This is a genomic window from Peptoniphilus lacrimalis DSM 7455 (assembly GCF_000378725.1).
GTDB lineage: Bacteria > Bacillota > Clostridia > Tissierellales > Peptoniphilaceae > Peptoniphilus_A > Peptoniphilus_A lacrimalis.
In genome coordinates this window covers 44944-68970 of sequence record NZ_KB900371.1, presented here as the reverse complement: position 1 = coordinate 68970, position 24027 = coordinate 44944, and the positions used below count along the sequence as shown (strand labels likewise).

At 29.8% G+C, this 24027-nt stretch carries 19 protein-coding genes; 15 read left to right on the top strand and 4 right to left on the bottom strand.

Annotated elements, in window-relative coordinates:
• Window position 1 precedes the first annotated feature (1 nt).
• The 9 genes from F594_RS0105270 to F594_RS0105230 all read left to right on the top strand — a co-directional run bounded on the left by F594_RS0105270 (window position 2) and on the right by F594_RS0105230 (window position 10903).
• Window positions 2-2419, top strand: coding sequence for a penicillin-binding transpeptidase domain-containing protein (locus F594_RS0105270; RefSeq protein ID WP_019034802.1), 2418 nt, complete (start codon window positions 2-4; stop codon window positions 2417-2419).
• A gap of 1 nt (window position 2420) precedes the next feature.
• Window positions 2421-3374, top strand: a complete 954-nt coding sequence (mraY, locus tag F594_RS0105265) for a phospho-N-acetylmuramoyl-pentapeptide-transferase (RefSeq protein WP_019034801.1) — start codon at window positions 2421-2423, stop codon at window positions 3372-3374.
• Between the two features lie 3 nt (window positions 3375-3377).
• Window positions 3378-4694: a UDP-N-acetylmuramoyl-L-alanine--D-glutamate ligase gene (gene murD, locus F594_RS0105260; RefSeq protein ID WP_019034800.1), complete on the top strand. Its 1317-nt coding sequence runs from the start codon at window positions 3378-3380 to the stop codon at window positions 4692-4694.
• 2 nt (window positions 4695-4696) lie between these two features.
• Window positions 4697-5821, top strand: coding sequence for an FtsW/RodA/SpoVE family cell cycle protein (locus F594_RS0105255; RefSeq protein WP_019034799.1), 1125 nt, complete (start codon window positions 4697-4699; stop codon window positions 5819-5821).
• Window positions 5821-6903, top strand: coding sequence for an undecaprenyldiphospho-muramoylpentapeptide beta-N-acetylglucosaminyltransferase (gene murG / locus F594_RS0105250; protein WP_009345077.1), 1083 nt, complete (start codon window positions 5821-5823; stop codon window positions 6901-6903). Before F594_RS0105255 ends, murG begins: the two co-directional genes overlap by 1 nt.
• A gap of 13 nt (window positions 6904-6916) precedes the next feature.
• On the top strand, window positions 6917-7777 hold the full coding sequence (locus F594_RS0105245; protein ID WP_019034798.1) for a cell division protein FtsQ/DivIB: 861 nt from the start codon (window positions 6917-6919) through the stop codon (window positions 7775-7777).
• Window positions 7778-7941: 164 nt separating this feature from the next.
• Window positions 7942-9024 carry a cell division protein FtsZ gene (gene ftsZ / locus F594_RS0105240; protein ID WP_019034797.1) on the top strand — a complete coding sequence of 361 codons (1083 nt, stop codon included), beginning with the start codon at window positions 7942-7944 and terminating at the stop codon, window positions 9022-9024.
• A gap of 120 nt (window positions 9025-9144) precedes the next feature.
• On the top strand, window positions 9145-9606 hold the full coding sequence (gene nrdR, locus F594_RS0105235) for a transcriptional regulator NrdR (RefSeq protein ID WP_019034796.1): 462 nt from the start codon (window positions 9145-9147) through the stop codon (window positions 9604-9606).
• On the top strand, window positions 9593-10903 hold the full coding sequence (locus F594_RS0105230) for a replication-associated recombination protein A (RefSeq protein WP_019034795.1): 1311 nt from the start codon (window positions 9593-9595) through the stop codon (window positions 10901-10903). The genes nrdR and F594_RS0105230 overlap by 14 nt, the downstream gene beginning before the upstream one ends.
• Window positions 10904-11097: 194 nt before the next feature.
• On the opposite strand, the gene F594_RS0105225 is transcribed toward F594_RS0105230, so the two are convergent.
• From F594_RS0105225 to F594_RS0105215, 3 genes are all read right to left on the bottom strand, one after another.
• Window positions 11098-11742, bottom strand: coding sequence for a vWA domain-containing protein (locus F594_RS0105225; protein ID WP_019034794.1), 645 nt, complete (start codon window positions 11740-11742; stop codon window positions 11098-11100).
• 71 nt (window positions 11743-11813) lie between these two features.
• The gene (locus tag F594_RS0105220; RefSeq protein ID WP_019034793.1) at window positions 11814-12797 is read right to left on the bottom strand and encodes a macro domain-containing protein; all 984 of its coding nucleotides are present in this window, start codon (window positions 12795-12797) and stop codon (window positions 11814-11816) included.
• Window positions 12798-13051: 254 nt separating this feature from the next.
• Entirely contained in the window at window positions 13052-13945 is an 894-nt protein-coding gene (locus F594_RS0105215; protein WP_019034792.1) for a LysR family transcriptional regulator, read from the bottom strand.
• 198 nt (window positions 13946-14143) lie between these two features.
• Between F594_RS0105215 and F594_RS0105210 the strand changes: the two genes are divergently transcribed.
• Window positions 14144-15178 (top strand): YeiH family protein, encoded by a 1035-nt coding sequence (locus F594_RS0105210; protein WP_009345062.1) that lies wholly within the window; start codon window positions 14144-14146, stop codon window positions 15176-15178.
• Window positions 15179-15354: 176 nt separating this feature from the next.
• The gene (locus tag F594_RS0105205; protein WP_019034791.1) at window positions 15355-16365 is read left to right on the top strand and encodes a threonine aldolase family protein; all 1011 of its coding nucleotides are present in this window, start codon (window positions 15355-15357) and stop codon (window positions 16363-16365) included.
• A gap of 62 nt (window positions 16366-16427) precedes the next feature.
• Here the strand turns inward: F594_RS0105205 and F594_RS0105200 are convergent, their stop codons facing one another.
• The gene (locus F594_RS0105200; RefSeq protein WP_019034790.1) at window positions 16428-17303 is read right to left on the bottom strand and encodes a mechanosensitive ion channel family protein; all 876 of its coding nucleotides are present in this window, start codon (window positions 17301-17303) and stop codon (window positions 16428-16430) included.
• A 194-nt stretch (window positions 17304-17497) separates the two neighbouring features.
• Here F594_RS0105200 and F594_RS0105195 point away from each other — a divergent pair, with 194 nt between their 5' ends.
• The 4 genes from F594_RS0105195 (at window position 17498) to ileS (ending at window position 24017) form a co-directional block, all read left to right on the top strand.
• Window positions 17498-18688: an aminoacetone oxidase family FAD-binding enzyme gene (locus tag F594_RS0105195; RefSeq protein WP_019034789.1), complete on the top strand. Its 1191-nt coding sequence runs from the start codon at window positions 17498-17500 to the stop codon at window positions 18686-18688.
• 10 nt (window positions 18689-18698) lie between these two features.
• Window positions 18699-19970: an NAD(P)H-dependent oxidoreductase gene (locus F594_RS0105190; RefSeq protein ID WP_019034788.1), complete on the top strand. Its 1272-nt coding sequence runs from the start codon at window positions 18699-18701 to the stop codon at window positions 19968-19970.
• A gap of 322 nt (window positions 19971-20292) precedes the next feature.
• Window positions 20293-20700, top strand: a complete 408-nt coding sequence (locus F594_RS0105185; RefSeq protein ID WP_019034787.1) for an RrF2 family transcriptional regulator — start codon at window positions 20293-20295, stop codon at window positions 20698-20700.
• A 215-nt stretch (window positions 20701-20915) separates the two neighbouring features.
• Window positions 20916-24017, top strand: a complete 3102-nt coding sequence (gene ileS, locus F594_RS0105180) for an isoleucine--tRNA ligase (RefSeq protein ID WP_019034786.1) — start codon at window positions 20916-20918, stop codon at window positions 24015-24017.
• The last annotated feature ends 10 nt before the right edge of the window (window positions 24018-24027 follow it).

Genomic DNA, 24027 nt, shown 5'->3' with positions numbered 1-24027 from the left:
ATTGAGAATTTTAAAAAATAAGGCTAGAAAAGATAAAAATATTTTCCTTAAAAAAAGGCAGAGAGTAAACAATTCAGCTCTTATATTTTTTCTTATTCTAGCTATTTTATTTATTGTAATAATTTTTAGGCTTTTATATATACAAGTTGTTGAATCTGAAAAATTAACAATTGATGCCTTAAATCAGATAACAAAATCAGAAGTTATTAGCTCTAATAGGGGAATTATTTATGATAGGAATATGAAGGAATTAGCTATAAATATTTCCAAGGCTAATGTCTTTTATAATATGTCATATCTCGAACGAGTAAAAAATGAATCTGTAAGCGATTATAAGAAAAGAAAAAATAAAATATTGTTAGAAGATTCCAAAATAATTTCTGAAATTTGCCAAGTTGACCAAGAAGAAGTTCTTGAAAAAATGAAGGGTTCAAAGGTTGTACGTCTTGTTTCTAATATTGACAGGACTATGGCTATGAAATTAAGGGACAAAAGATCCACTTTAAGTAAAGAAAAAAAAGACAATCTTCAAGCCATGTCAGTTGATGATGTAATAAGAAGATTTTATCCTTTTAATAATCTTGCTTCATATGTTATAGGTTTTACTAATGATGAAAATTTGGGACAATATGGTATAGAGGCATCTTTTGATGAAGAATTAACAGGAATTCCAGGAAAAAATGTTTCTCAAAAAGACAACGCTCATAATATTATTCCCTTGACAGAAGAAGAAACTTTTGCGCCTAAGGAAGGTTATTCGGTTGTTTTGACACTTGATTCAAATATTGAACAGTTCGTTGAATCTGCTGCTCAAGATGCTCTGAAAAAAAATGAGGCCGACCAAGTTGATGTTATAGTTCAAGATACTAAAAGTGGAGAAATTTTAGCAATGGCATCTAAGGCTGATTATAATTTAAATAATCCTAAAGAGCCTATAAACCAAGATCAAGAAAAAAATTGGAAATCTTATACTGATGAGGAAAAGACAAATATTTGGTATGATAACTGGAGAAATTTCAATGTTAATGACCAATATGAACCAGGATCTACCTTCAAATTAATAACCGCTTCATCAGCTCTTGAACAGAATACAACAAGTCCAGATAAAACTTATGTGTGTACTGGTCAGGTTAATATTGATGGAGCTATTTTAAAGTGTACTTCTCACCAGAGAGGTCCAAAAACAATGGCACAAGCCTTGGAACAATCATGCAACGTATCTTTTGTTAGGATAGGTTTAGAACTTGGTAGGGTAAATTTTTTAAGGTATATAAAGGCTTATGGTTTTGGACAAAGAACGGGTATTGAATTAAATGGAGAAGCTTCAGGTTTAATACCATCTAGTCCTGATTCAATAAGTGATGTTAGACTTGCCACTATGTCTTACGGTCATGGAATTGCCGTAACTCCTATTCAACTAATAAATGCAGTTTCTGCTATAAGTAATGGTGGGTATTTAAACAGGCCTAGAATTGTCAAAGAGGTTGTAGATGAAAATGATAATGTAATAGAGAAGAAAGATAAGTCAGTATTAAGAAGGGTAATTTCAAAAGAAACATCTGATACTATGAGAATTCTTATGGAAAGAGTTGTAAAAAATGGTACAGGTAAAAGAGCACAAGTTCCTGGATATAGAATTGGTGGAAAAACAGGAACTGCGGAAATTGTAAAAAAAGATGGAACAGGTTATGAAGATGCTTACATTGCTTCATTTATTGGTGTAGCCCCTATTCAAGACCCAAGAATTACCGTTCTTGTTATTGTGAAAAATCCCAAGGGTGAAATTTTAGGTTCAACAGTTGCAGCTCCAGTTGGTGGTCAAATAATGGATAGAATATTAAATTATTTAAAAGTTCCAAAGACTGAAGAAGTTAAAGATGATAAAAAGGAACTTGTTAGTATTCCAGATGTGACAGGTAAACTTATAGAAGATGGCGGCAAATGTTTAATTGAAAAAGGTTTGAGGTTTAATACCAATATTAATGATATAAAAGATACTGCGGTTATAGTTGGTCAAAATCCCTCTCAAGATGTAGATGTTCCTTATGGTAGTATAGTAGATTTGGCTATTGAAAATAATAACCAAGAAAAAATTACTATGCCGGATTTGTCTGGAAAGAGTAAAAGAGAAATTGAAAGTATTTTAAATAAATTGAAATTAGAGTATAATATCAAAGGCGACGGATACTTTATTTCACAAAGTCCGGCAAAGGGTGAAAAATTAGACAAAGATGAGCTTGTTGAAATTGTCCTAGAAGACTTAGGCGATTCATCAGCTAAAGACGATGAAAATAATTCAAATAAAGAAAAAAATATCTTGAGAACCAAGGGAAATTCTTATGAGAATAAAAATTCAGAAAATAGCAAAAGTAAAGATAAAAATAAAAAAAGCAAAAAAAATATAAATCATGGAGATTAAGATGAAAGTTATCGTAGTATTATTAGTTAATTTTATTATTGCCTTAATTATGGGTAGAATATTTATACCAATTTTGAGGAGATTAAAGGCTGGGCAAAGTATTAGGGAAGATGGACCAAAATCTCATCTGAAAAAGAGTGGGACACCAACTATGGGTGGGCTTATATTCCTTATAACTATTCTTATAACAACTTTAATATTTACAAATTTTAAACTTTCTGTATTCATGCTTTTGTTTGCAACTTTTGCTTTTGCTGGAGTTGGATTTATTGATGACTATATAAAAGTTGTAAAAAAGAGAAATTTAGGACTAACAGCCATACAAAAATTACTCTTACAAATTTTAGTGGCTCTTATTCTTTTAGTCTACCAATATAATTCAAAAAATTTGCATACTATGGTTTTTATACCATTTATTAATCAATTTTGCTCTTTTGGAATTTTTTATATTCCTTTTATAATTTTTGTTGTTGTGGGTACAGTTAATTCTGTAAATCTGACTGATGGTCTTGATGGACTTTCTAGCGGAGTTACTATAATCTGTTTGGGATTTTTTGCAATCTGTGCCTATAAATTACAAAGGATGGAAATATTATTATTCTGCATTTGCCTTTTGGGAGCTTTATTAGGATTTTTAATTTATAATAAATATCCTGCAAAAGTATTTATGGGGGATACAGGTTCACTTGCTTTAGGTGGTGCTGTTTCAGCAATAGCTGTCCTATTAAATTTACCACTGGCACTTCCCTTGGCAGGAGGAGTTTATTTTATAGAAACTCTTTCTGTAATTATTCAAGTAGTAAGCTTTAAAACAAGAGGCAAGAGAGTATTTTTAATGAGTCCTTTACATCATCATTTTGAACAAAAGGGCTGGAAGGAACAAAAGGTAGTTTTAGCTTTTTATTTGGTACAATTAATTTTTTGTATCATTGCGTATTTTATAATTTTAGGGTGACATATGTTTAAAGATAAAAAAATATTAGTTATGGGTTTAGGAATTACAGGTAGGGCTTGTTTAAAAGCTCTAAATCAAATGCCCTGTAAGGTCTATTGCTATGATGAAAATAAAGATTTAAATTTAGAAGATATAGAAGAAGATTTTGTAATGCTAAAAGATGGAGATTTAGAAAATATAGATATTATTATCAAGAGTCCTGGGATATATCCAGACCATCCTCTTTTAGAAAAGGCAAGAAATTTAGGCATAAAAATTATAAGTGATTTGGAATTTGCATATAAGATAAGTTCCTGTAAAAATCTAATTGCAATAACTGGCACTAATGGCAAGACAACAACCACAACACTTGTAGGACAAATTTTAAGACAAGTAAACAAAACATATGTAGTGGGAAATATTGGAAGAGGTATATCTGAAATTGCCTTAGAGGCAAAAAATAATGATTTTATAGTAATAGAAGCTTCATCTTTTCAGCTTGAAGACACTCATGAATTTAAACCAAAAGTTGCATTACTTACTTATGTAACAAAAGACCATTTGGATTGGCATAAAACAGAAGATAATTACAGAAATGCAAAATATAAGATTTTTGCAAATCAAGACAAAGATGATTTTTCTATAATTAATTATGATGATAGGTCAAGAGAAGATTTAAAGGATTTAAAATCAAATATTTATTATTTTTCAACAGAAAAAAAAGATGTACGAGGATGCTTTTTAGATGATGGAAAGATTATTTTTAAAGATGGGGATATTAGGGAAGAGATTATTGACATCAAAGACATAAAAATTCCTGGTATTCACAACGTTAAAAATGTTATGGGAGCTATCATAATAGCTAAGATTTTCAATGTTAGTAATGATATAATTAAGCAAAGTATAGAAATATTTTCAGGAGTTGAACACAGGATAGAATTTGTAAAAAAAGTAAATGGTGTAAGTTTTTACAATGATTCTAAAGGTACAAACCCTGATTCAACACTTGTTGCAGTTAAGGCTATGACAAATAAGACAATACTTATCGGCGGTGGTTATGATAAGGGTAGTGATTTCAATAGCCTTATGGAAAATATTGCCCCAAATCTTAGAAGTTTAATTGTGTTTGGGCAAACAGGACCAAAGATGGCAAAAGAAGCTAAAAATTATGGTATTGAAGTTTTTATAGTAAAAGATTTACCAGCAGCCGTAAAACTTGGTGTATCCTTAGCTAAAAAAGGAGATTCAATACTTTTATCTCCAGCCTGTGCATCTTGGGATATGTATAGCTCTTATGAAGAGAGAGGAAAGCATTTCAAAAAAATTGTTAAGGAGCTTTAATCTTGAAATTGAAAATAAAAAGTCAAATAAAAGAAGTTGATTTAATTCTTTTATTTGATGTAATGGCATTATTAATTTTTGGATTAGTTTCAGTAGCATCTGCATCTTTTCCAACAACAATTAAATATGATGTTAATAGATTTTACTATCTGATAAGGCAATTGGTTTGGATGGTATTAGGAATTTTTTCAGTTTTATTTATCATAAAGGTCAATAAAAACTTTATTAAAAAAAATATTAATTGGGTTTTTCTTTTAAGTATAATATTGATTTTTATGTTATGGACTCCTATGGGTAAATTAGTAAATGGACAAGTAAGGTGGTTGAAAATTGAAATTGCAGGAAGAGAGATTTTTGCCTTTCAACCATCAGATATTTTGAAAGTTTCTTCAATTCTATTCTTAGCTAAGTATCTAGCAAATAATTTTAATAAAATAAAGGAAGATTCTATATTTGTAACTATTCTTGTGATCATGGGATTTTCCATTGTTCCTATTATGATTAAGGACTTTTCTACTGCTATTGTTATTGGACTTGCCCTTTTTGCTATGTTTACCTCAGCAGGAATGACTAAAAAGGAATTTTTAATCATGCTTTTAATGGGGCTAGGACTTGTTGTTTTAATTCTTATGGGTCCAGGTTCCAAGTATAGGCGAGAAAGAATTATGGGCTTAATTGCTTCTGATCAAGGCGATGTCAGTGATGAGTTGTATCAGATAACTCAATCTCTTTATGCTATCGCTCTTGGAGGATATACAGGAAGTGGTTTTTTTCAATCTAAACAAAAATATGCAAATCTTCCAGAAGCCCATACTGATTTTATTTTTTCGGTAATATGTGAGGAGTTCGGATTTGTAGGAGCCTTAGTTTTAATTATTCTTTACTTGATATTAATATATAGGGGTTTTAAAATAGCTACTCAAACGGATGACTTATTTTATAAATTTACCGCCATAGGTATAACAACTTACATAGGAATACAGGCATTTTTTAATATAGGTGTAACCTGTAAAATATTGCCAGTAACAGGTATAACTTTACCCTTTATTTCCTATGGAGGAACTGCCCTTGTTATGAGTATGGTAGCCGTAGGATTATTGCTAAAAATATCAAAGGATGGTAATTGATGAAATATATTTTAAGTGGTGGCGGTACAGGAGGTCATATTTATCCGGCACTTGCCATTTGTGATGAATTAACAAAACAAGATAAAGATGCAGAAATTATATATGTTGGAAAAAAAGATTCTTTAGAAGAAGAGCTTGTGGGAAAAAAGGGATATGATTTTAGACCTATTCATATTTCAGGTTTACCTCGCAAAAAAATTAATAAAGAAACTTTTATAACTATGGTTAATTTAATGAGAGGACTAAGTGAGTCTACAAAAATTATTAATGATTTTAAACCTGATTTTGTTATAGGAACAGGTGGCTATGTTTGTTGCCCAATTGTATTAAAAGCCCAACAAAAGGGAATAAAAACAATGATTCAGGAACAAAATGCCTATCCTGGAAAGACAAATAGATTTTTATCTAGAAAGGCTGACTTAGTATTTTTAAATTTTAAAGAAGCTAAAAAATATTTTAAAAATTCAAATGTTATTTTTACTGGCAATCCTATAAGAAATGATTTTTCACACTTAGATAGGAATAAAAAAAGACAAGAACTCGGATTGAAGGCAGAAGATAAATTGGTATTTTCTTTTGGCGGTAGTGGAGGACAAGAATCAACTAACGATGCTATAAAAGAAATTATAAAAGGAGATTATAATATAGACTTCAAACTTGTTCATGTTACTGGAAGAGAGCATTATGAGGGATTTATGAAAGATTTAGAAATTCCTGAAAATGTAAAAATATTTGATTACTCTTTTGAAGTGCCTAAATATTTAATGGCTGCAGATCTTGTTATTGCATCTTCATCGGCAATGACTTTGGCTGAAATTTCTGCGGTAGGACTTGCTTCAATTTTAATACCAAAGTCATATACTGCTGGAAATCACCAAGTATTTAATGCAAATTCTTATAAAGATATAAATGCCAGTCAAATAATTACTGAAGATAAGTTAACAGGAAAGCTTTTATATGATAATATAGAAGAAATTTTAAATAATGATGATTTAAGAAAAAAAATGGCTGAGAATTCTAAAAAAATGGGTAATCCTGATGCCGTTTCTGAAATTGTAAGGGAAATTATAAAATTTAAATAAATCGAGTGGTGTTATGGGAAAATTAAAGAAAATTAAAAGAAAAAAGAATAGAAAATTTAGGAGGATTTTTAGAATTTTCACAAGATTTTTTATTTTTTTTACAATTATTTTTTTAATTTTGTTTGCTATAAGACATTCCAGCTTATTTAAAGTAAAAGATATAAATATTTCTGGTATTGAAAAGGTAAAAAGAGAAGAGGTTTTGAGAAAGGCGAAACTCGGACCAGCAGATAAATTCTATAACATTTCTAAAAAGGATAGAATAAATTCAATTAAATCTATTCCTTATGTTAAGGATGTTAAGCTGACCTTTAATCTTGGTGGTAAGGTAAATATAAATATAGTAGAAAGAAAACCCTATTATCAGATTCAAAAAAAAGATTATAATTTAATTGATAGTGATTTTAGAATTATTGACACAACTAAAGATAAAAATTCAAATCTAATGGATATTTATGGACTAGATATTGAAAATTTAAAAGTTGGGGATTATATTTTAAGAGATAAAGATTCTCAAGAGAAGGTAATGCTTTTAGAAAAATTAAGAGATAGCAAGTTTAATTTAGAAGGTAATATAAAATCAGTATCACTTTTAGATTCAATCTCAACTTTTGTCACAGTAGATGGAATTAAAGTTGAATTTGGGTCTTATAACAATATTGATTATAAGCTTAATATGTTAAAATTAATACTGGAAGATATCAAAAATACAGGTAAAAATGTAAGCCTTATTGAAATGGAAAAATCTGAAAATCCAATTGTTGTTGAAAAAGATACTAAGGAAGAGGATATTTTCGATAATAATACTTCTAAAGATACATCTGTAGTTATAAATAATGATGTCAAACAAAAGGTAATTAATAATAAAAATTAAAAAATAATATTAATAAGATAATTGATAAAAATACTTGAAAGCATTATTATTTTCAATTTATTACTTTATTGTTGACTATTTGACTTATTTTCTATAAAATAAGATTAATGCATAGAGTAATTAAAAATAGACTATAAGTATTTTATCATATGAGGAGGATATATATGTTGGAATTTGATATGGATCATGATGATTTTGCCAAGATTAAAGTTGTTGGCGTCGGCGGTGGCGGAAATAATGCTGTAAACAGAATGATTAGTGCCGGTATTAAGGGTGTTGAATTTTATGCTTTCAATACTGATAGACAAGCGCTTAAATCTTCCTTAGCAGATAATAAAATTCAAATTGGCGAGAAAGTAACAAAAGGTCTTGGTGCAGGAGCTAATCCTGATGTAGGACAAGAATCAGCCGAAGAATCAATTGATGAAATTAAAGAATCATTAAAAGATACTGATATGGTATTTATAACAGCTGGTATGGGCGGAGGAACAGGAACAGGAGCTGCTCCTGTTATAGCAGAAATTGCTAAAGAACTTGGAATACTTACTGTTGGTGTTGTAACAAAACCTTTTGCTTTTGAAGGTATGAAGAGATCTAAGTCTGCAGCAAGAGGAATTTCTGCTTTAAAGGATAAAGTTGATACTTTGGTTATAATTCCTAACGACAGATTATTATCAATCGCTGATAAAAAGACAAGTTTTTCTGAAGCTTTCGAAATGGCTGATGAAATTTTAAAACAAGGTATTCAAGGTATTTCTGATTTAATTTCTGTACCTAATTTAATTAATCTTGACTTTGCTGATGTTAAGACAATAATGCAAGACAAGGGTATAGCACATATGGGTATAGGAATTGCATCAGGAGATGATAGAGCAACTGAAGCTGCAAAACTTGCAATAAATTCACCTCTTCTTGAAACTTCTATTGAAGGAGCAAAATCAGTATTACTTAATATTACTGCAGGAAATGATCTTGGAATTTTTGAAGTTAACGAAGCTGCAGATCTTATTCGTGAATGTGTAGATGAAGATGCTAACATTATTTTCGGAGCAGGAATTGACGAAACTCTTAAAGATCAAGTTAAGATTACAGTAATAGCAACAGAATTTGACCAATATAAAGATGATAGCAAGAAGGATGATAAGAAAAAACCAAACCTTGTTGCAAGAAATTTAAAAGAAAATGAAGAAGAAGACAATGGAGAATTAAAAATTCCATCATTCTTAAAAATTAATAGAAACAAATAATTTGTTTTATTGAAATTATGAGCGGATTTTATGTCCGCTCAATTTATTATGAACTAATATAACCCTAATTTTTTATTTGAACTGAATATGAAGAGTTGGGGTTTTTGAATAGGGGTAATTATGAAGTGTCCATTTTGTGCTTATGAAGATTCTAAGGTAGTTGATACAAGACCAACTGAAGATAATACAATAAGAAGAAGAAGAGAATGTTTAAAATGTAAGGGGAGATTTACAACTTATGAAAAGATAGAATCATCTCCCATTATGGTTATAAAAAAAGATGGGACAAGGCAAGCTTTTGATAGAGATAAAATAATAAATGGAATGATAAAATCATGTGAAAAAAGACCTGTATCAAGAGAAAAAATCGAGAATGCAAGCGATAGGATTGAAAAAAACATTCAAAATTCAATGAAAAAAGAAATCTACTCCAAAGATGTGGGTGAGATGGTTATGGAAGAACTAAAAAAATTAGATGAGGTTTCTTATGTGCGATTCGCCTCAGTTTATAGAGAATTTAAAGACTTACAAACTTTTGTTGATGAATTGGAAAAAATAATAAATAAAAATGAATCTATTTGACTTATCTATGGAAAAAAATCTTAATAATAAGTCGCCCCTTGCCGATAGGCTAAGACCAAAAAATTTAGAAGAATTTGTTGGTCAAGACCATATTATAGGTCAAGGGAAATTTCTCTCTAGACTTATTAAGAGTGACAGGGTAAATTCCTTGCTTTTTTATGGACCTCCAGGAGTAGGAAAGACAACCCTTGCAAAAATAATTGCTAATTTAACAAATAAAAACTTCGTGGAACTTTCTGCGGTTACATCAAACATCAAAGAATTGAGAGAAGTCCTAAATAAAGCTCAAGATGATTTCAAATTTTCAAATATAGAAACTATCGTATTTATTGATGAAATTCACAGATTTAATAAAACCCAACAAGACGCACTCTTGCCCTATGTAGAGCGAGGAATAATTATACTTATTGGAGCAACCACTGAAAACCCATATTTTGAAGTTAATAAAGCACTTTTGTCCAGATTGCAAATATTAAATTTAAAAGCATTAGAAAATAAAGACATGAATAAATTAATTGACAGGGCGATCAGTGATAAAATCAAAGGCTTTGGAAATTTAAAAATTAATTTGTCTGAACAAGCAAGAGAATTTTTAATCAGAAATTCATCGGGCGATGGTAGATTTCTTCTAAATTCTTTAGAAATTGCAGTATTATCAACAGATAAAGTTGACAATGAAGTTAATCTAACTTTAGATGTTCTCGAAAATTCCATGCAAAGAAAAAAATTATTGTATGACAATGGTGGCAACGAACATTATGATACAATTTCAGCTTTTATAAAATCTCTAAGGGGTACAGATCCTGATGCAGCCCTATACTATTTAGCCAAAATGCTTGAATCTGGAGAAGATATAAAATTTATAGCAAGAAGAATGATAATTTTTGCATCAGAAGATGTAGGAAATGCAAATCCCATGGCTATGGTTGTAGCATCTGCTTGCTTTCAAAATATCAATGCAGTGGGAATGCCTGAAGCTAGAATTATTTTAGGACAATGCGCCACATATCTGGCATCCTCTGTAAAATCAAACGCAGCATATCGTGGAATAAATGAGGCAATTTCAGATATCAAAGAAGAAGGAAAGTCAACGATACCAATATATCTCATAGATAAAAATAATCCAGCAAACAAAAGCCATGAAAAATATTTATATCCTCATGATTACGAAAATTCATACGTCAAACAAGACTACCTTCCTTATGAACTTAAAGATAAAAAATATTATAAACCAAAAAATATAGGCTATGAAAAAGAAATAATAGACTATTTTAAAAAAATAGGTAAAGAAAAATAAGAACTTAGGAAATATAAATAAAGTATTTTTACAAAATCTAATCGGCATGAAGAAATTAACCTTTGTGCCGATTTTTAGTACTAAAATGAAGTAGATTAAGCCTTATTTAAATTTCCATTTTATATTAAAGAGGATAGACGCAAGCTTAAATACTTGCGAATATCCCCATTAACAAAGCTTTTCTTTAATTGTTTTCATCTTTTGTCTTTTCTGTTTTTGTAGTCTTCTGTGATTTCGTCTTTCCAGTGTTTGTCGACTCTTCCTTTGTTTCTTCTTACATAGCTTATGGCATCGCCTATGACTCTGTAGTTTAGTTCTGTGCCTTTTTCGTCGCTGTGATAGTTTACCGCCATTTCTCTTTTTATGCCAAACTTTTCTCCTTCTCCTTCTGCGTCTATGTTTGAACCTAATAAGATAAATTCCCAGCCATATTTCTCTCTTTGCTTGGTGATTAGTCTTTTTACTTCTTTGTAACTGTACCTTCTGCTGGCGTTTTCCATGCCGTCTGTTGTGATTACAAATAATGTCTTATCTGGCACATCTTCTTTGCGAGCATACTTGTGAATGTTTCCTATGTGTTTTATGGCTTCTCCCACTGCATCAAGTAGTGCGGTGCAACCTTCTACATAGTATTCTTCCTCTGTGAGTTTTGGAACATCTTTTATGGACACTCTGTCGTGTATAACTTTACTTTCTTCGTTAAATAATATTGTGGATACATATGCTTCTCCCTCTTCTTTTTTTTGCCTTTCGATCATAGAGTTAAAGCCACCTATTGTGTCCTTTTCCAAGCCTTGCATTGAGCCACTCTTATCTAATATAAATACAAGTTCTATCATTATTATCCTTCCTTTCTTTTACTATATTGTAAAAGATAAAGAAGAGATTTAGGTCACTTTCAAGGCGACATTTATCCTCCGATTAAAGGTTGGTCGAAGGCAAATAATGCTTCGTTTATTTCTAAAATGTTGTAATTTTTTCTTTCGATAAAATATTCAATTATTAGGTCAAACTTGCTACTTCTTGTGAGGGCATAGCCTGCTCTTCCTATTAAATCTTCCATCCCATCCTTATTCAGTTCTAATGCCAAGGCAAAGGCTATTGCGGTGGTCTTTGAGGGACGATATTCGGGATTATTTTTGATTTTGGAAAAAAGCTTTCTGTCAATATTTGCCTTTTTATAAACTTCAGGATCCGTCTTGCCGGAGTTGTCTATTAGTCTTAATAAGGTCTTGGAGAATCCTTCGTCCAAATTTTTTAAAATGTCTTCTATACATTCACTGTCTTGGATAAAGGGTTGCACATTGTTAGCCTCTAAACTATATTTTCTGCGAAATGAGCCTATGTATTCTTTATTTATTTTTTCTTCAACGTAGTTTTCTGAAATATATTCTTTTACCGACTTAAAGAGTTTTTTTGACAATGAAAAGGCATCCTTTGAAAAGACTGCAAGGTATATGTGCATTTCGTTTTTTAATAAAAATTCGCTCACTTCTTTAATGGTAATTTGAAGCGCCAAGTCGCTTGGATATCCACAGGTTCCTGTTCCGATCAAAGGCATGGCTATGGAGTCGCAGTCCTTTTCTTTTGCCAAGTTTAAAGAGTTTTTAATGCAATCTGAAAGTATTTCTCCTTCCCCCTTATATCCACCCTCCCAAGATGGAGTTGAAGTGTGAATTACATATTTTGCCTTTAAATTATATGCAGATGTTATAAAGGCTTTGCCAAAGCCAATGTCTCCGATTTTCTTTCTTGCAATTAGAAGCTCCGGTCCTGCACCTTTGTGAATCTCACTATCTACTCCGCCACCTACTATAGGTTTAGGATTTGCTGTATTTACAATTGCATCCACTTTTATATTTACTATGTTATTTCTCACTATTTCAAATGGCATAAGTACCTCCTTTTATATTTTATCAAAATGTGTGATTTTTTGGTGTGTCTAGACTAATAGAGAAGCCATTTAAGCTCTCTCTGGGGCATTCAAAATCAGACTAAGGTTCTTGTATTTATGAAGCTCTACCTAACTTAAAATATCCCCAATATAAACAATGCTCCCAAATAAAAAGCCTATGAATTTAAAATTATAGCTTTTTTCCACCTAAAGACTTCCTAAAACAGTTTTCTAAAGTCCCTAATTTAAAGCCCCTATATGTTTTTATTTTTTTCTACAAAGCTATTAAATAATTCTAAATAATCGTCTATAAATATGGAGTTTTTGTTACACACAAAGGAGAAATCATGGGATACTTTAAAGTCTTTTAGATTAACTGAAATAAATTCCTTATTTTCCAAATGCTTTTTAACGGCAGATTCAAAAAGAAAACTTATGCCGCAATCTTTTTCTAAGAGTTCTACTATGGCGTGCATATTATTAACTTGAATTATATTTTTAAAATCTTTTAGGGATAAATTTTGAATTGCCAGCATATTTTTTAATATTGCTAGGGTTCCGGAACCTTCTTCTCTAATAATCAATCTTTCTGATAATAAATCTGAGAGATTATTAATTTTATTTCTAAATTTGTGATTTTTATTAGCTATACATATGTATTTTTCACTTTTAAATTTTTTTACATAGTAATTTTGACTTTTTAAAAATCCTTCTATTATTGCGAAGTCTATTTTTCCTTTTTCCAAATCTTCAAGTATATCTTTGGTATTTTTGTAATGAATGTAGAAGTCGCTATTTTTTTCTTTTGAAATAAATTCTATTAGTCTATCTAAAACGGTAAATTCTGCAATTGTTCTGGTTAGACCCAGTGAAATCTTTTTGTTTTTTACCGTATTTTTACTGATAATATTTTTAATTTTAACTTGGTCATTTGCCATAGAATTTAATGCCATGTATAAAATTTTTCCTTGGTCTGTCAAAACTAATGATTTTTTATCTCTAATAAAAAGTTTTGCTTGGTAAAAATTTTCTAAATATTTTATATGACCTGATACTGCCGGTTGGGTTAGGTTTAGTTTTTGGGCAGCTTTGGTAAAATTCATACATTGGCATAGTGTTATAAAAGTATTTGTCCTATAATCTAACATTTTATCACCTTTTTTCATCATAACAAATATTTATAGATATGTAAATATTTATAATTATACATTATAGAAAATTCTTGTTATAATTTTTAAGTGCTAAAAATTATACTTTAGCAAAAAGTATAATAGTTTTTATTTTTATTTTAAAAATGATTGCAAATACAAATTTGCAAAATAATTAATAAGGAGATTAAAGAAAAAATGAATAGTTTTATTAAAAAAAATTTAAAGGGTATACTCCTTTGCTTTACTCTTGCCCTTCCATGTCATTATTTAGGTAAAATTTTTCCTATAATTGGAGGAGCTGTTCTTGCAATCCTATTAGGTATGTTTGTAGGGTTTTTCATGAAGGATAAGTCTGTTTTTAATGATGGGATAAAATTTACATCAAAAAAAATATTACAATATGCAGTTATTTTTTTGGGATTTGGTATGAATTTAAGCGTAGTTTTAGAAACTGGCAAAGAATCACTTCCAATTATTCTATCTACTATTTCTACGTCATTAATTATAGCTTTTTTATGGTATAAATTTGGAAAAATGGACAAAAATATTACAACTTTAATAGGTGTAGGTTCATCAATTTGTGGGGGTTCTGCAATTGCTGCAACTGCTCCATGTATAGATGCTTCAGAAGATGAAGTTGCCCAAGCCATATCAGTTATTTTTTTCTTTAATTTACTTGCTGCACTTATTTTTCCGACTTTTGGCTCATTAATTGGTTTTTCAACAACAAGTGGTCAAGCTTTTGGAATTTTTGCAGGTACTGCTGTAAATGATACATCCTCAGTTACTGCTGCTGCTTCAACTTGGGATAATTTATATAACTTAGGCACTCAAACTCTTGACAAGGCTGTAACTGTTAAACTTACAAGAACACTTGCTATTATACCTATAACACTTGCTATAGCTATCTACAGGGCTAAAAATTCAAATACAAAAACAAGTGAGAAACCATCACTTAAACAAATTTTTCCCTTCTTTATTATTTATTTTGTATTAGCTAGTGTTATAACTACAATTGCTTTAAAAATTGGTTATGATATAGCTATATTTGCTCCTTTTAAGGAATTATCAAAATTTTTTATTGTTATGGCAATGGCAGCTATCGGTTTAAATACTGATATTGTTAAGCTGATAAAAAATGGTGGCAAGCCTATAGTTCTCGGTTTTTCTTGTTTTATAGGTATAACTTTTGTGAGTTTATTGCTTCAACATTTGTTGCAAATGTGGTAATAAATATTTTGACTCATTCAATAATTTTTTTATAAATTTTATTGTTAAAATTTAGAGCTTAAGGCTCAACCACTAATTTTTTTAAAATAAATATCATAATTTTACCACTCCATCCAGAGCATATAGTTGTAAGGGTGGAGTTTTTATTTTTGGGTATGATAAATATGAGGTGTTTTATGAATAATTTTTTAAATGATTATAAGGATTTTGGTTGTAAGGAAATTTATGAAAATATGCAAAAAATTTTTGACAATAATTATTGTGGATATGGACTTGATGAAATTTCAAATAATGTCAGACAATTGTTAAAAAATGAAATAAAAAGAGATTCTCAGATTGAGTTTATTTCTGGGGGAACGGCTGCAAATATTTTAGCTACCACTTTTGCTCTAAGACCCTATGAAGCGGTATTAGCTCTTGATAGTGGTCATATAAGTCACCATGAAACAGGTTCAATTGAAGCAACAGGTCACAAGGTTATAAACATAACTAGCCCTGATGGAAAAATGAAAGTCCATCAGATTAAAAATCTCATAAATAATATGAGTGAAGAAATTGATGTAAAAATTAAAGTTGTATATATATCCCAAACAACTGAAAAGGGTACAGTTTATTCGATAGATGAAATTAAAAAATTATATGATTTTTGCGTTGATAATGGTCTATATTTATATATTGATGGGGCAAGACTTGCTCATGCAATGGCAGCAAATAATAGCAAATTAGAAGATTATGGGAAATACTCTCATATATTTTCTATAGGTGGAACAAAAAATGGAGCAATTTTTGGTGAAGCAATTGTAATTTTAGATGAGAATTTAAGAAAAAATTTCCGCTATTATATAAAACAAAGAGGTGCTATGATGGCAAAATCATTTTTAATTTCTTTGTCATTTCAAACACTATTTACTGATGGTTTATACTATAAAAATGCACATCATGCATGGGAAATGTCAAGATTATTGGTAGATGAACTAAAAAAATTAGATAGAGAACCCATTTTTTGTGAATCTAACCAAATTTTTCTAAAGTCAAATCCAGAAGAAATTGAATTTTTAAAAAAAGAAAATATTTTTGAAGTTGATGATAAAAAAGAGTCTATTATCAGGCTTGTTACTGATTATAGGACAAATAAAGAAGATATTAGAGGATTTATTTCTTCATTAAAAAAATGGGGAACTGATTAAATCCTCCATTTGTCATATCAAGCAAATTCTTTTTTGTAAATATTAAATTATTATTTAAAAACTTATTCTTCATTTGAAATTATAAATTTTTGATGAGGAACTTTAATGCCATGGTCTTTAAAAGCTAGCCTCATACCTTCTAGTAGATTACCCTGGCAAGCAAGTAAATCTTTAGCTTTTACTTGACCAGACATTAAAAATTTTAAGGAATAATCTGTAATTTCTGAAATTTTTATTAGGTAATCTTGGTCGTGTATGATCAGTTCCTCCTTATCTAAAACTTCCTTGCAAAGTGTTTTTATAAGTTCAACATCAACATCTACAGGAACATGAAAATAGTAAGAGCAATAAACATAATCAAGGGTTGAGAGATTAGTGATTTTATTCTTAGTTAGATAAGAATTGGGAAAACTTACAATATGGTTTGATGAATTTTTAAATAAGGAATTAAAAAGATTTATTGAATAAACCTTTAATAGGTTATCATTTTCACCAACATAGACATAATCACCAACTCTAAAATTATTCAATGTTACAATAAGAATACCTGAGGCTAAATCTTGAAGTGAGCCTTGCATGGCTAGACCAATGGCTAGACCTAAAGAACCAATCAAGGTTATCAAAGAAGTTATTTTAAAGCCGAGATTTCCTGCAATTATTGTAAATAATACGAATAAGTAAAAAAATGAAAAGAATTTTATTAAAAAGTGGGTGAGCCCCTTATTAATATTATGTCTGTTCATAATTTTTCTTATAAGTAAATTAATCACTTTCAAAACATAATATCCTATTATAAATATTATTAGGGCAAAAGCAAATTTTTTGAGAATATCAGACCAATCAATAGATTCCCAAAATGTAGGATTTTTTGCATCATTTATAACATCTTCCAATTTATTGGCTTGATTTTTGCCTGCCCAAGCAAGTAGGTCTTTCATTTTGTCATCTCCAAATTAAAAAAAATAATAATTCTTTTATTATTCTATCATAAATATATATACATATTAAGTGACAAGTATAATCATACATAGCCCATATTTTTTAAAAATAAAAATAATAAATCTTTCTTTAAAATAGGTTCAAATGTTGTAAAAACGTATATTTTTATATATAATAAATTTTTAGAGGACTTATGGATATAATAATTATCGGTGGCGGTGCCTCTGGTATTTTTGCCGCTATAAATTTAAAAAAATATAATAACAATGTAAGAATTTTAGAGAAAAATTCAAGAATAGGTAAAAAATTATTAGTAACTGGCAATGGTAGGTGTAATTACTCTAACATTAATTTAAGTGAAAATAATTATAATAAGCCTGAGTTTGTAAAAAATGCTATTGATAGTTTTTCAAATACAGACCTTGTCAATTATTTTAAGATGATGGGGCTTTATAGCTGTGTTGAAAATAATAGAATTTATCCTATAACTTTGAAGGCAAATTCAGTTTTGAGTATTTTGATGAAAAAACTTTCTGAAAAGAATATCTGTATTAATACTGACACTGAAGTTTTATCCGTAAGTAAAGAAAAAGATAAATTTAAACTCATAACTAACAAGGGAGAATTTTATTGCCATAAGCTTATTGTTGCTTGTGGAGGCTCTTCCATGCCAAAATCTGGTAGTGATGGTTCTTTTTTCAAAATCTTAAAAAAATTGGGACACAGAGTTAGTCCGATTTTTCCAGCACTCACTCAGATTAAACTTGAGTCAGCTTATCTAAAACACCTTCAGGGAACAAAGGTGGTTGGAAAGGTTAAGTTATATTCAAAAGAAAAATTAATAATAGAGAAGTATGGCGATTTACTTTTTACATCTTATGGTATTAGTGGGCCACCTATACTTGATATATCTGTAAAATTATCAGAATATAATGACTTATACATTGAAATGCCACTTATAAATTATAGTGATAAAATTGACAAGGAAGAAATATTTTCCTCTTTTTATATGTTTAATGATTATAGTATTGATGAGTTTTTATTAGGTCTTGTAGATAAAAAATTTATACATTATATTTTGGAAACATTGGGAATTAAATCAAATACACCACTTAACTTTTTGGAAAAATATTACAGTGATATTATTGATATTCTTTTCAATTCTAAGTTTTATGTAAAGGGTACGACAGGATTTGAAAATTCACAGGTTACTAGAGGGGGAGTGGATATCTCAGAAGTTTCTCCCTTTGATTTCTCTTCCAAAATTTGTGACGGATTATATATAATAGGTGAAGCTCTTGATGTTGATGGAGAATGCGGAGGCTATAATTTACATTTCGCTTTTGCTTGTGCCTATACTTTAAGTAAGAATTTTAATTACTAACGGAGGCAATATGAATTATTTGCAAAATAAATTAAAAGAACATGGAAATATATGTGTTGGAATAGTAGGACTAGGAATAATGGGCAAGTCCTTATTAACAACTTTGAATATTTTAGAAGCTTTTGGTCCATCTATTATTTCTGCTAGAAGAAAAGAATCTCTTACAGAGGCTTTTGCCATAGCAAAAATTCCTGAAGATAGATATATTTTAACTAATGACATAGATAAGGCTAGAATAGCTATAAAAGAAAATAAATACGTTGGCACCCTTGATAATTTTATACCAGCAACTATTAGCGATTGTCTTGTTGATTGCACAGGTGTTACAGATGTGGGATGCCAAATTTCTCTTTGCGCCATAAAAAATAAAGTCAATATAGTTAGTTTAAATGTAGAAATGGATGCTACAGTAGGTCCATATTTAAAAGATTTAGCTAAAGAAAGTGGTATTATTTATTCCGGAACTGCTGGAGATGAACCTGGAGCTATTGTAGACCTTTATGATTTTTGTAAAAATTGTGGTTTTGAAGTATTAGTTTTGGGAAAAGGTAAAAACAACGCTCTTGATAATTATGCAACACAAGATGATTTAGCACAAGATGCTAAAAGACGAGGAATTAATAAAAGAATGTTGACATCTTTTGTTGATGGAACAAATACAATGATTGAACTTAATGCAGTTTGTAATGCGTTGGGCTTCTTACCAGATGTCAGAGGCTGTCATTTTTTCCATTCAACTCCTAAAACCTTGGCTGATGATATAAAATTAAAATCCCAAGGTGGAATTTTAAATTCTTATGGAATTGTAGATTTTGTTAAGGGGATAGCACCTGGAGTTTTTGCAATAATTAAAACCAAAAATGAATTTATAAGAAAAGAAATGGAATATCTATCAATGGGCAAGGGTGATAATTTTGCAATTTATAGGCCATTCCACCTTACAAGTTTGGAAACACCTACTTCAATAATGAGGGCAGTTTTACTTGGTGATTCAACTATTTGCCCTAAGGATAAACCCTATGCAGAAACTGTTGCTGTTGCAAAAAGAGATATAAAAAAAGGTGAAAAGTTTGATTCCATAGGTGGATATATGGTTTTTGGATCTTTGGAAGATGCAAAGATTCAAAAAAAGGAAAATCATGTGCCAATAGGAATAATAACTGAAGGTTCTTATGCTAAGAGGGATATTAAAAAAGATACTGTCTTAACAAGAGATGATATAGAATTAAATGAAGATAATATTATCGTTAAGACAAGGAGAGAACAAGAAAAAATATATTAATAAATCAATAAAAAATAAAAGATTTTTTATTATATTTATCTTAAGCTTGATAAATTTGATGTTTTTAGCATAAATTGGGACCGTAATAATTTGCGGTCTTATTAAATTTAAAAATATTTTTATCAAGATAAACTTGATATATTAAGTACAGATTGATATTATATTTTTAATAAATTATGATTAAAACTTAAATCTTAATTGGGTTTATATTATTACTTTTAATGTTAAAAAAATATTAACAAAGTTTTTTGTAAACGAGTTTGTATAAAATTAAGTTTGTTGACATTAAGTTTAAATTATATTAAAATGGAGGGGTAATTAGATGAAAATTACACAAGAAACAGACTATGCTTTTAGAATTACGAGTTTCTTGGCATCTCATGAAAATGAAATAATTGGAGCGCCCATAATAGCAGAGGAGTGTTCCGTTACGGAAAGATTTACTCTGAGAATTTTGAGAAAGTTAAATTTGGCGGGAATAACTTATGCAAAAAGAGGTGCTAAGGGTGGCTATGGTCTAAAAAGACCTAAAGAAGAAATAACTCTTTATCAAATAATATGTGCAATTGAAGGTCCAACTGTAATAAATAGATGTTTAGCTCATGACCATTATTGCAACAGAAAAACTATAGAGGGAGTTAAACATTGCAAGTTTCATAATAAACTTTTTCATATACAAAAGAGTATTATAAATATGTTTAACAGCGAAACGATAGACAATTATATATAAAACGGTGAAGAGAACGGTGTATAAAATTAATCATTTAGAGAATCTGCGTTTGGTGCAAGCAGTTGAGATTTTATATACGTATCAGCTTGGAGTTTAATTTTATTTTAATTAATGAGTGATTTTCCTGGATAATTAGGGTGGTACCGCGGCGAGTTCGTCCCTTCTTTGAAGGGATTTTTTTTATATATTGTAATATTAAAAAGGAGTGAAAATAGATGACAAAATTTGAATCACTTTCTAAAGATAGTGCTGCTCAAAGAGAAGAGAGAATATCTGAATATTGGGAAAAAATAGATTTGTTACACAAGTGTGTGCAAACTAGGGAAGGTAATAAAAAGTATATTTTTTATGAAGGTCCACCAACAGCTAATGGTAAGCCAGGCATCCACCATGTAATGGCGAGAACTTTAAAGGATTTAACTTGTAGATACCATACAATGCTTGGATATAAAGTCAACAGAAAAGCTGGATGGGATACTCACGGACTTCCTGTAGAAATTGAAGTTGAAAAGAAATTGGGACTTCACAACAAACAAGATATAGAAAAATATGGAATAGAAAAATTTAATGAAAAATGTAAGGCATCTGTTTTTGAATATGAAAAAGAATGGAGAGAACTTACAAAGAGGATGGGTTATTTGATAGATCTAGACCATCCATATGTAACCTTAGAAAATGACTATATAGAATCAGTTTGGAATATTTTAAACAATATGTTTAAAGATGACTTGATTTATGAAGGACATAAAATTTTGCCTTACTGTGCTAGGTGCGGAACAGGTCTTGCATCTCATGAAGTAGCTCAAGGTTATGAAGAAATAACAACTACATCTGTAACAGTTAAATTTAAAGTTAAGGGTAAAGATAATGAATTTTTCTTGGCTTGGACCACAACTCCATGGACTTTACCTTCAAATGTTTGCTTAAGTGTTAATCCTGAAGTTGATTATGTAAAGGTAAAAGTAAAAGACGAGTATTATTATCTTGCAGATAATTTAAAGGATGCGGTCCTAAAGGATTTAGAATATCAAGTAGTCGAACACTTAAAGGGAAAAGAAATGGAATATATGGAATATGAACAACTTCTTCCATTTATTGATGTAAAAGAAAAGGCATTTTTTGTAACTTGTGCAGACTATGTAACTATTGAGGATGGTACAGGTATAGTCCATACTGCTCCAGCTTTTGGTGAAGACGACTATAATACTGGAAGAAGATATAAACTTCCTGTAATTAACCCTGTAAATGAAGAAGGAAAATTCACCCAAACTCCATGGAAAGGAACTTTTGTAATTGATACCGACCCTGAAGTAATAAATTATTTATGGGAAAATGGAATTCTTTTTGCAAAACAAAAGATAAAGCATAATTATCCACATTGTTGGAGATGTCACACTCCACTAATTTATTATGCACATCCATCATGGTATATAGAAGTTACTAAATTTAAAGATAAATTAGTTGATAATAATAATGGAGTTAATTGGTTCCCACCCTTTGTAGGAGAAAAAAGATTTGGAAATTGGCTTGAAAATTTAAACGACTGGGCAATTTCTCGTTCAAGATATTGGGGAACACCGCTACCGATTTGGAGATGTAAATGCGGACATGTTGAATCAATAGGTAGTCGTAAAGAATTAAAAGAAAAAGCTCTTGAAGATATTGATGAAAATGTTGAACTTCACAGACCTTATGTAGACAATATTCATTTGAAATGTCCTAAGTGTGGCGATATCATGACAAGAGAAAAAGATGTTATAGATGTATGGTTTGATTCTGGTTCAATGCCTTTTGCTCAATGGCACTATCCCTTTGAAAATAAAGATAATTTTGATGAACTTTTCCCAGCAGACTTTATTTGTGAGGGGATTGACCAAACGAGAGGATGGTTCTATTCACTTCTTGCAATTTCAACATATATGACAGGCAAGAGCCCGTATAAAAATGTTCTTGTTAATGATTTAATTCTTGACAAAGAAGGCAAGAAGATGAGCAAATCTCGTGGCAATACTGTTGCTCCTTTTGAACTATTTGATAAGTATGGAGCAGATGTTGTGAGATGGTATTTATTGTATGTATCACCGCCATGGAACCCTACAAAATTTGATGAAGACGGACTTAGGGAAATGGAATCAAAATTCTTTAGGTCTTTAAGAAATATTTATAACTTCTTCAGTCTTTATGCAAATACTGATGATATTGACCCTAGAACTTTCCAAGTTAAATATGAAGATAGAGATGAAATTGATAAGTGGCTTTTATCTAAATATAATAGACTTGTAAAAGTTGTTAGAGATGATATGGATAAGTTTGAACTGACAAAAGTTGTAAGAGAAATATCTGATTTTGTTATTGAAGAACTTTCAAATTGGTATATCAGAAGAAACAGAAGAAGATTTTGGAAGACCGACAAGGATGATTCAAAGTTTGCTGTTTATGCTACAACTTATGAAGTATTACTCGGTATAAGCAAGCTAATTGCTCCAATAGTTCCATTTATATCAGAAGAACTCTTCAGATCTTTAACTGATGAAGAATCTGTTCACTTAGCAGATTTTCCACAATTTGATGAAGAAAAAATAAATGATAAAATAGAAAATAGAATGGATCTTGTTAGGGATCTAGTTACACTTGGTCGTGCAGCAAGAGAAGAAGCAAAAATAAAAGTTCGTCAACCTCTTTCTAAGGTAATAATTGATGGAAAATATAAGAAGATAATTTCTGATTTAAGCGATTTAATAATTGAAGAATTAAACGTTAAGGAAGTTATTTTTGAAGATGATTTAAGTCAATTTATGAATTTTGAACTGAAACCAAATTTCAGAGAAGTTGGTAAATTACTTGGTTCAAAAGTTAAATCTTTCTCTAAGTATTTGAACAGTGTTGATGCTAAAAAACTTCTTGATGATTTAGAAAATGGACAAGTAAAAATTGAAATTGATGGCGAAGAAATTGAAATAAATAAAGATTATGTACTTGTTAATATAAAATCTAAAAAAGGTTTTGATGTCAACATGGCAAATAATATCTTTGTAATTCTTGATACAGAATTAAATGAAGAACTAATAAATGAAGGTTATGTTAGAGAATTTATTTCGAAGATTCAACAATTCAGAAAGAAACTTGATTTAGATGTCTTAGACAATATTGAAATATCCTTTGTCAGTGATAAGGAAGTAACAGAAGCCTTATTTAATGATGAAGAATTTATAAAATCTGAAACATTGGCAAAGAAAATAGAAGAAAAAGACCAAGGTGGAGAAGAATCAAGTCTTAACGGACACCCTGTTAAAATAAATATTAAAAAAGTTGATTGAGAAAAAAGAT

Excerpts from the sequence above, each read along its gene's own strand:
- nrdR (WP_019034796.1), top strand. The coding sequence starts at position 9,145 with ATGAAGTGTCCATTTTGTGCTTATGAAGATTCTAAGGTAGTTGATACA.
- F594_RS0105230 (WP_019034795.1), top strand. The coding sequence starts at position 9,593 with ATGAATCTATTTGACTTATCTATGGAAAAAAATCTTAATAATAAGTCG.
- murG (WP_009345077.1), top strand. The coding sequence starts at position 5,821 with ATGAAATATATTTTAAGTGGTGGCGGTACAGGAGGTCATATTTATCCG.
- F594_RS0105195 (WP_019034789.1), top strand. The coding sequence starts at position 17,498 with ATGGATATAATAATTATCGGTGGCGGTGCCTCTGGTATTTTTGCCGCT.
- ileS (WP_019034786.1), top strand. The coding sequence starts at position 20,916 with ATGACAAAATTTGAATCACTTTCTAAAGATAGTGCTGCTCAAAGAGAA.
- murD (WP_019034800.1), top strand. The coding sequence starts at position 3,378 with ATGTTTAAAGATAAAAAAATATTAGTTATGGGTTTAGGAATTACAGGT.
- F594_RS0105210 (WP_009345062.1), top strand. The coding sequence starts at position 14,144 with ATGAATAGTTTTATTAAAAAAAATTTAAAGGGTATACTCCTTTGCTTT.
- F594_RS0105220 (WP_019034793.1), bottom strand. The coding sequence starts at position 12,797 with ATGCCATTTGAAATAGTGAGAAATAACATAGTAAATATAAAAGTGGAT.
- F594_RS0105215 (WP_019034792.1), bottom strand. The coding sequence starts at position 13,945 with ATGTTAGATTATAGGACAAATACTTTTATAACACTATGCCAATGTATG.
- ftsZ (WP_019034797.1), top strand. The coding sequence starts at position 7,942 with ATGTTGGAATTTGATATGGATCATGATGATTTTGCCAAGATTAAAGTT.
- F594_RS0105200 (WP_019034790.1), bottom strand. The coding sequence starts at position 17,303 with ATGAAAGACCTACTTGCTTGGGCAGGCAAAAATCAAGCCAATAAATTG.
- F594_RS0105190 (WP_019034788.1), top strand. The coding sequence starts at position 18,699 with ATGAATTATTTGCAAAATAAATTAAAAGAACATGGAAATATATGTGTT.
- F594_RS0105245 (WP_019034798.1), top strand. The coding sequence starts at position 6,917 with ATGGGAAAATTAAAGAAAATTAAAAGAAAAAAGAATAGAAAATTTAGG.
- F594_RS0105205 (WP_019034791.1), top strand. The coding sequence starts at position 15,355 with ATGAATAATTTTTTAAATGATTATAAGGATTTTGGTTGTAAGGAAATT.
- mraY (WP_019034801.1), top strand. The coding sequence starts at position 2,421 with ATGAAAGTTATCGTAGTATTATTAGTTAATTTTATTATTGCCTTAATT.
- F594_RS0105225 (WP_019034794.1), bottom strand. The coding sequence starts at position 11,742 with ATGATAGAACTTGTATTTATATTAGATAAGAGTGGCTCAATGCAAGGC.
- F594_RS0105185 (WP_019034787.1), top strand. The coding sequence starts at position 20,293 with ATGAAAATTACACAAGAAACAGACTATGCTTTTAGAATTACGAGTTTC.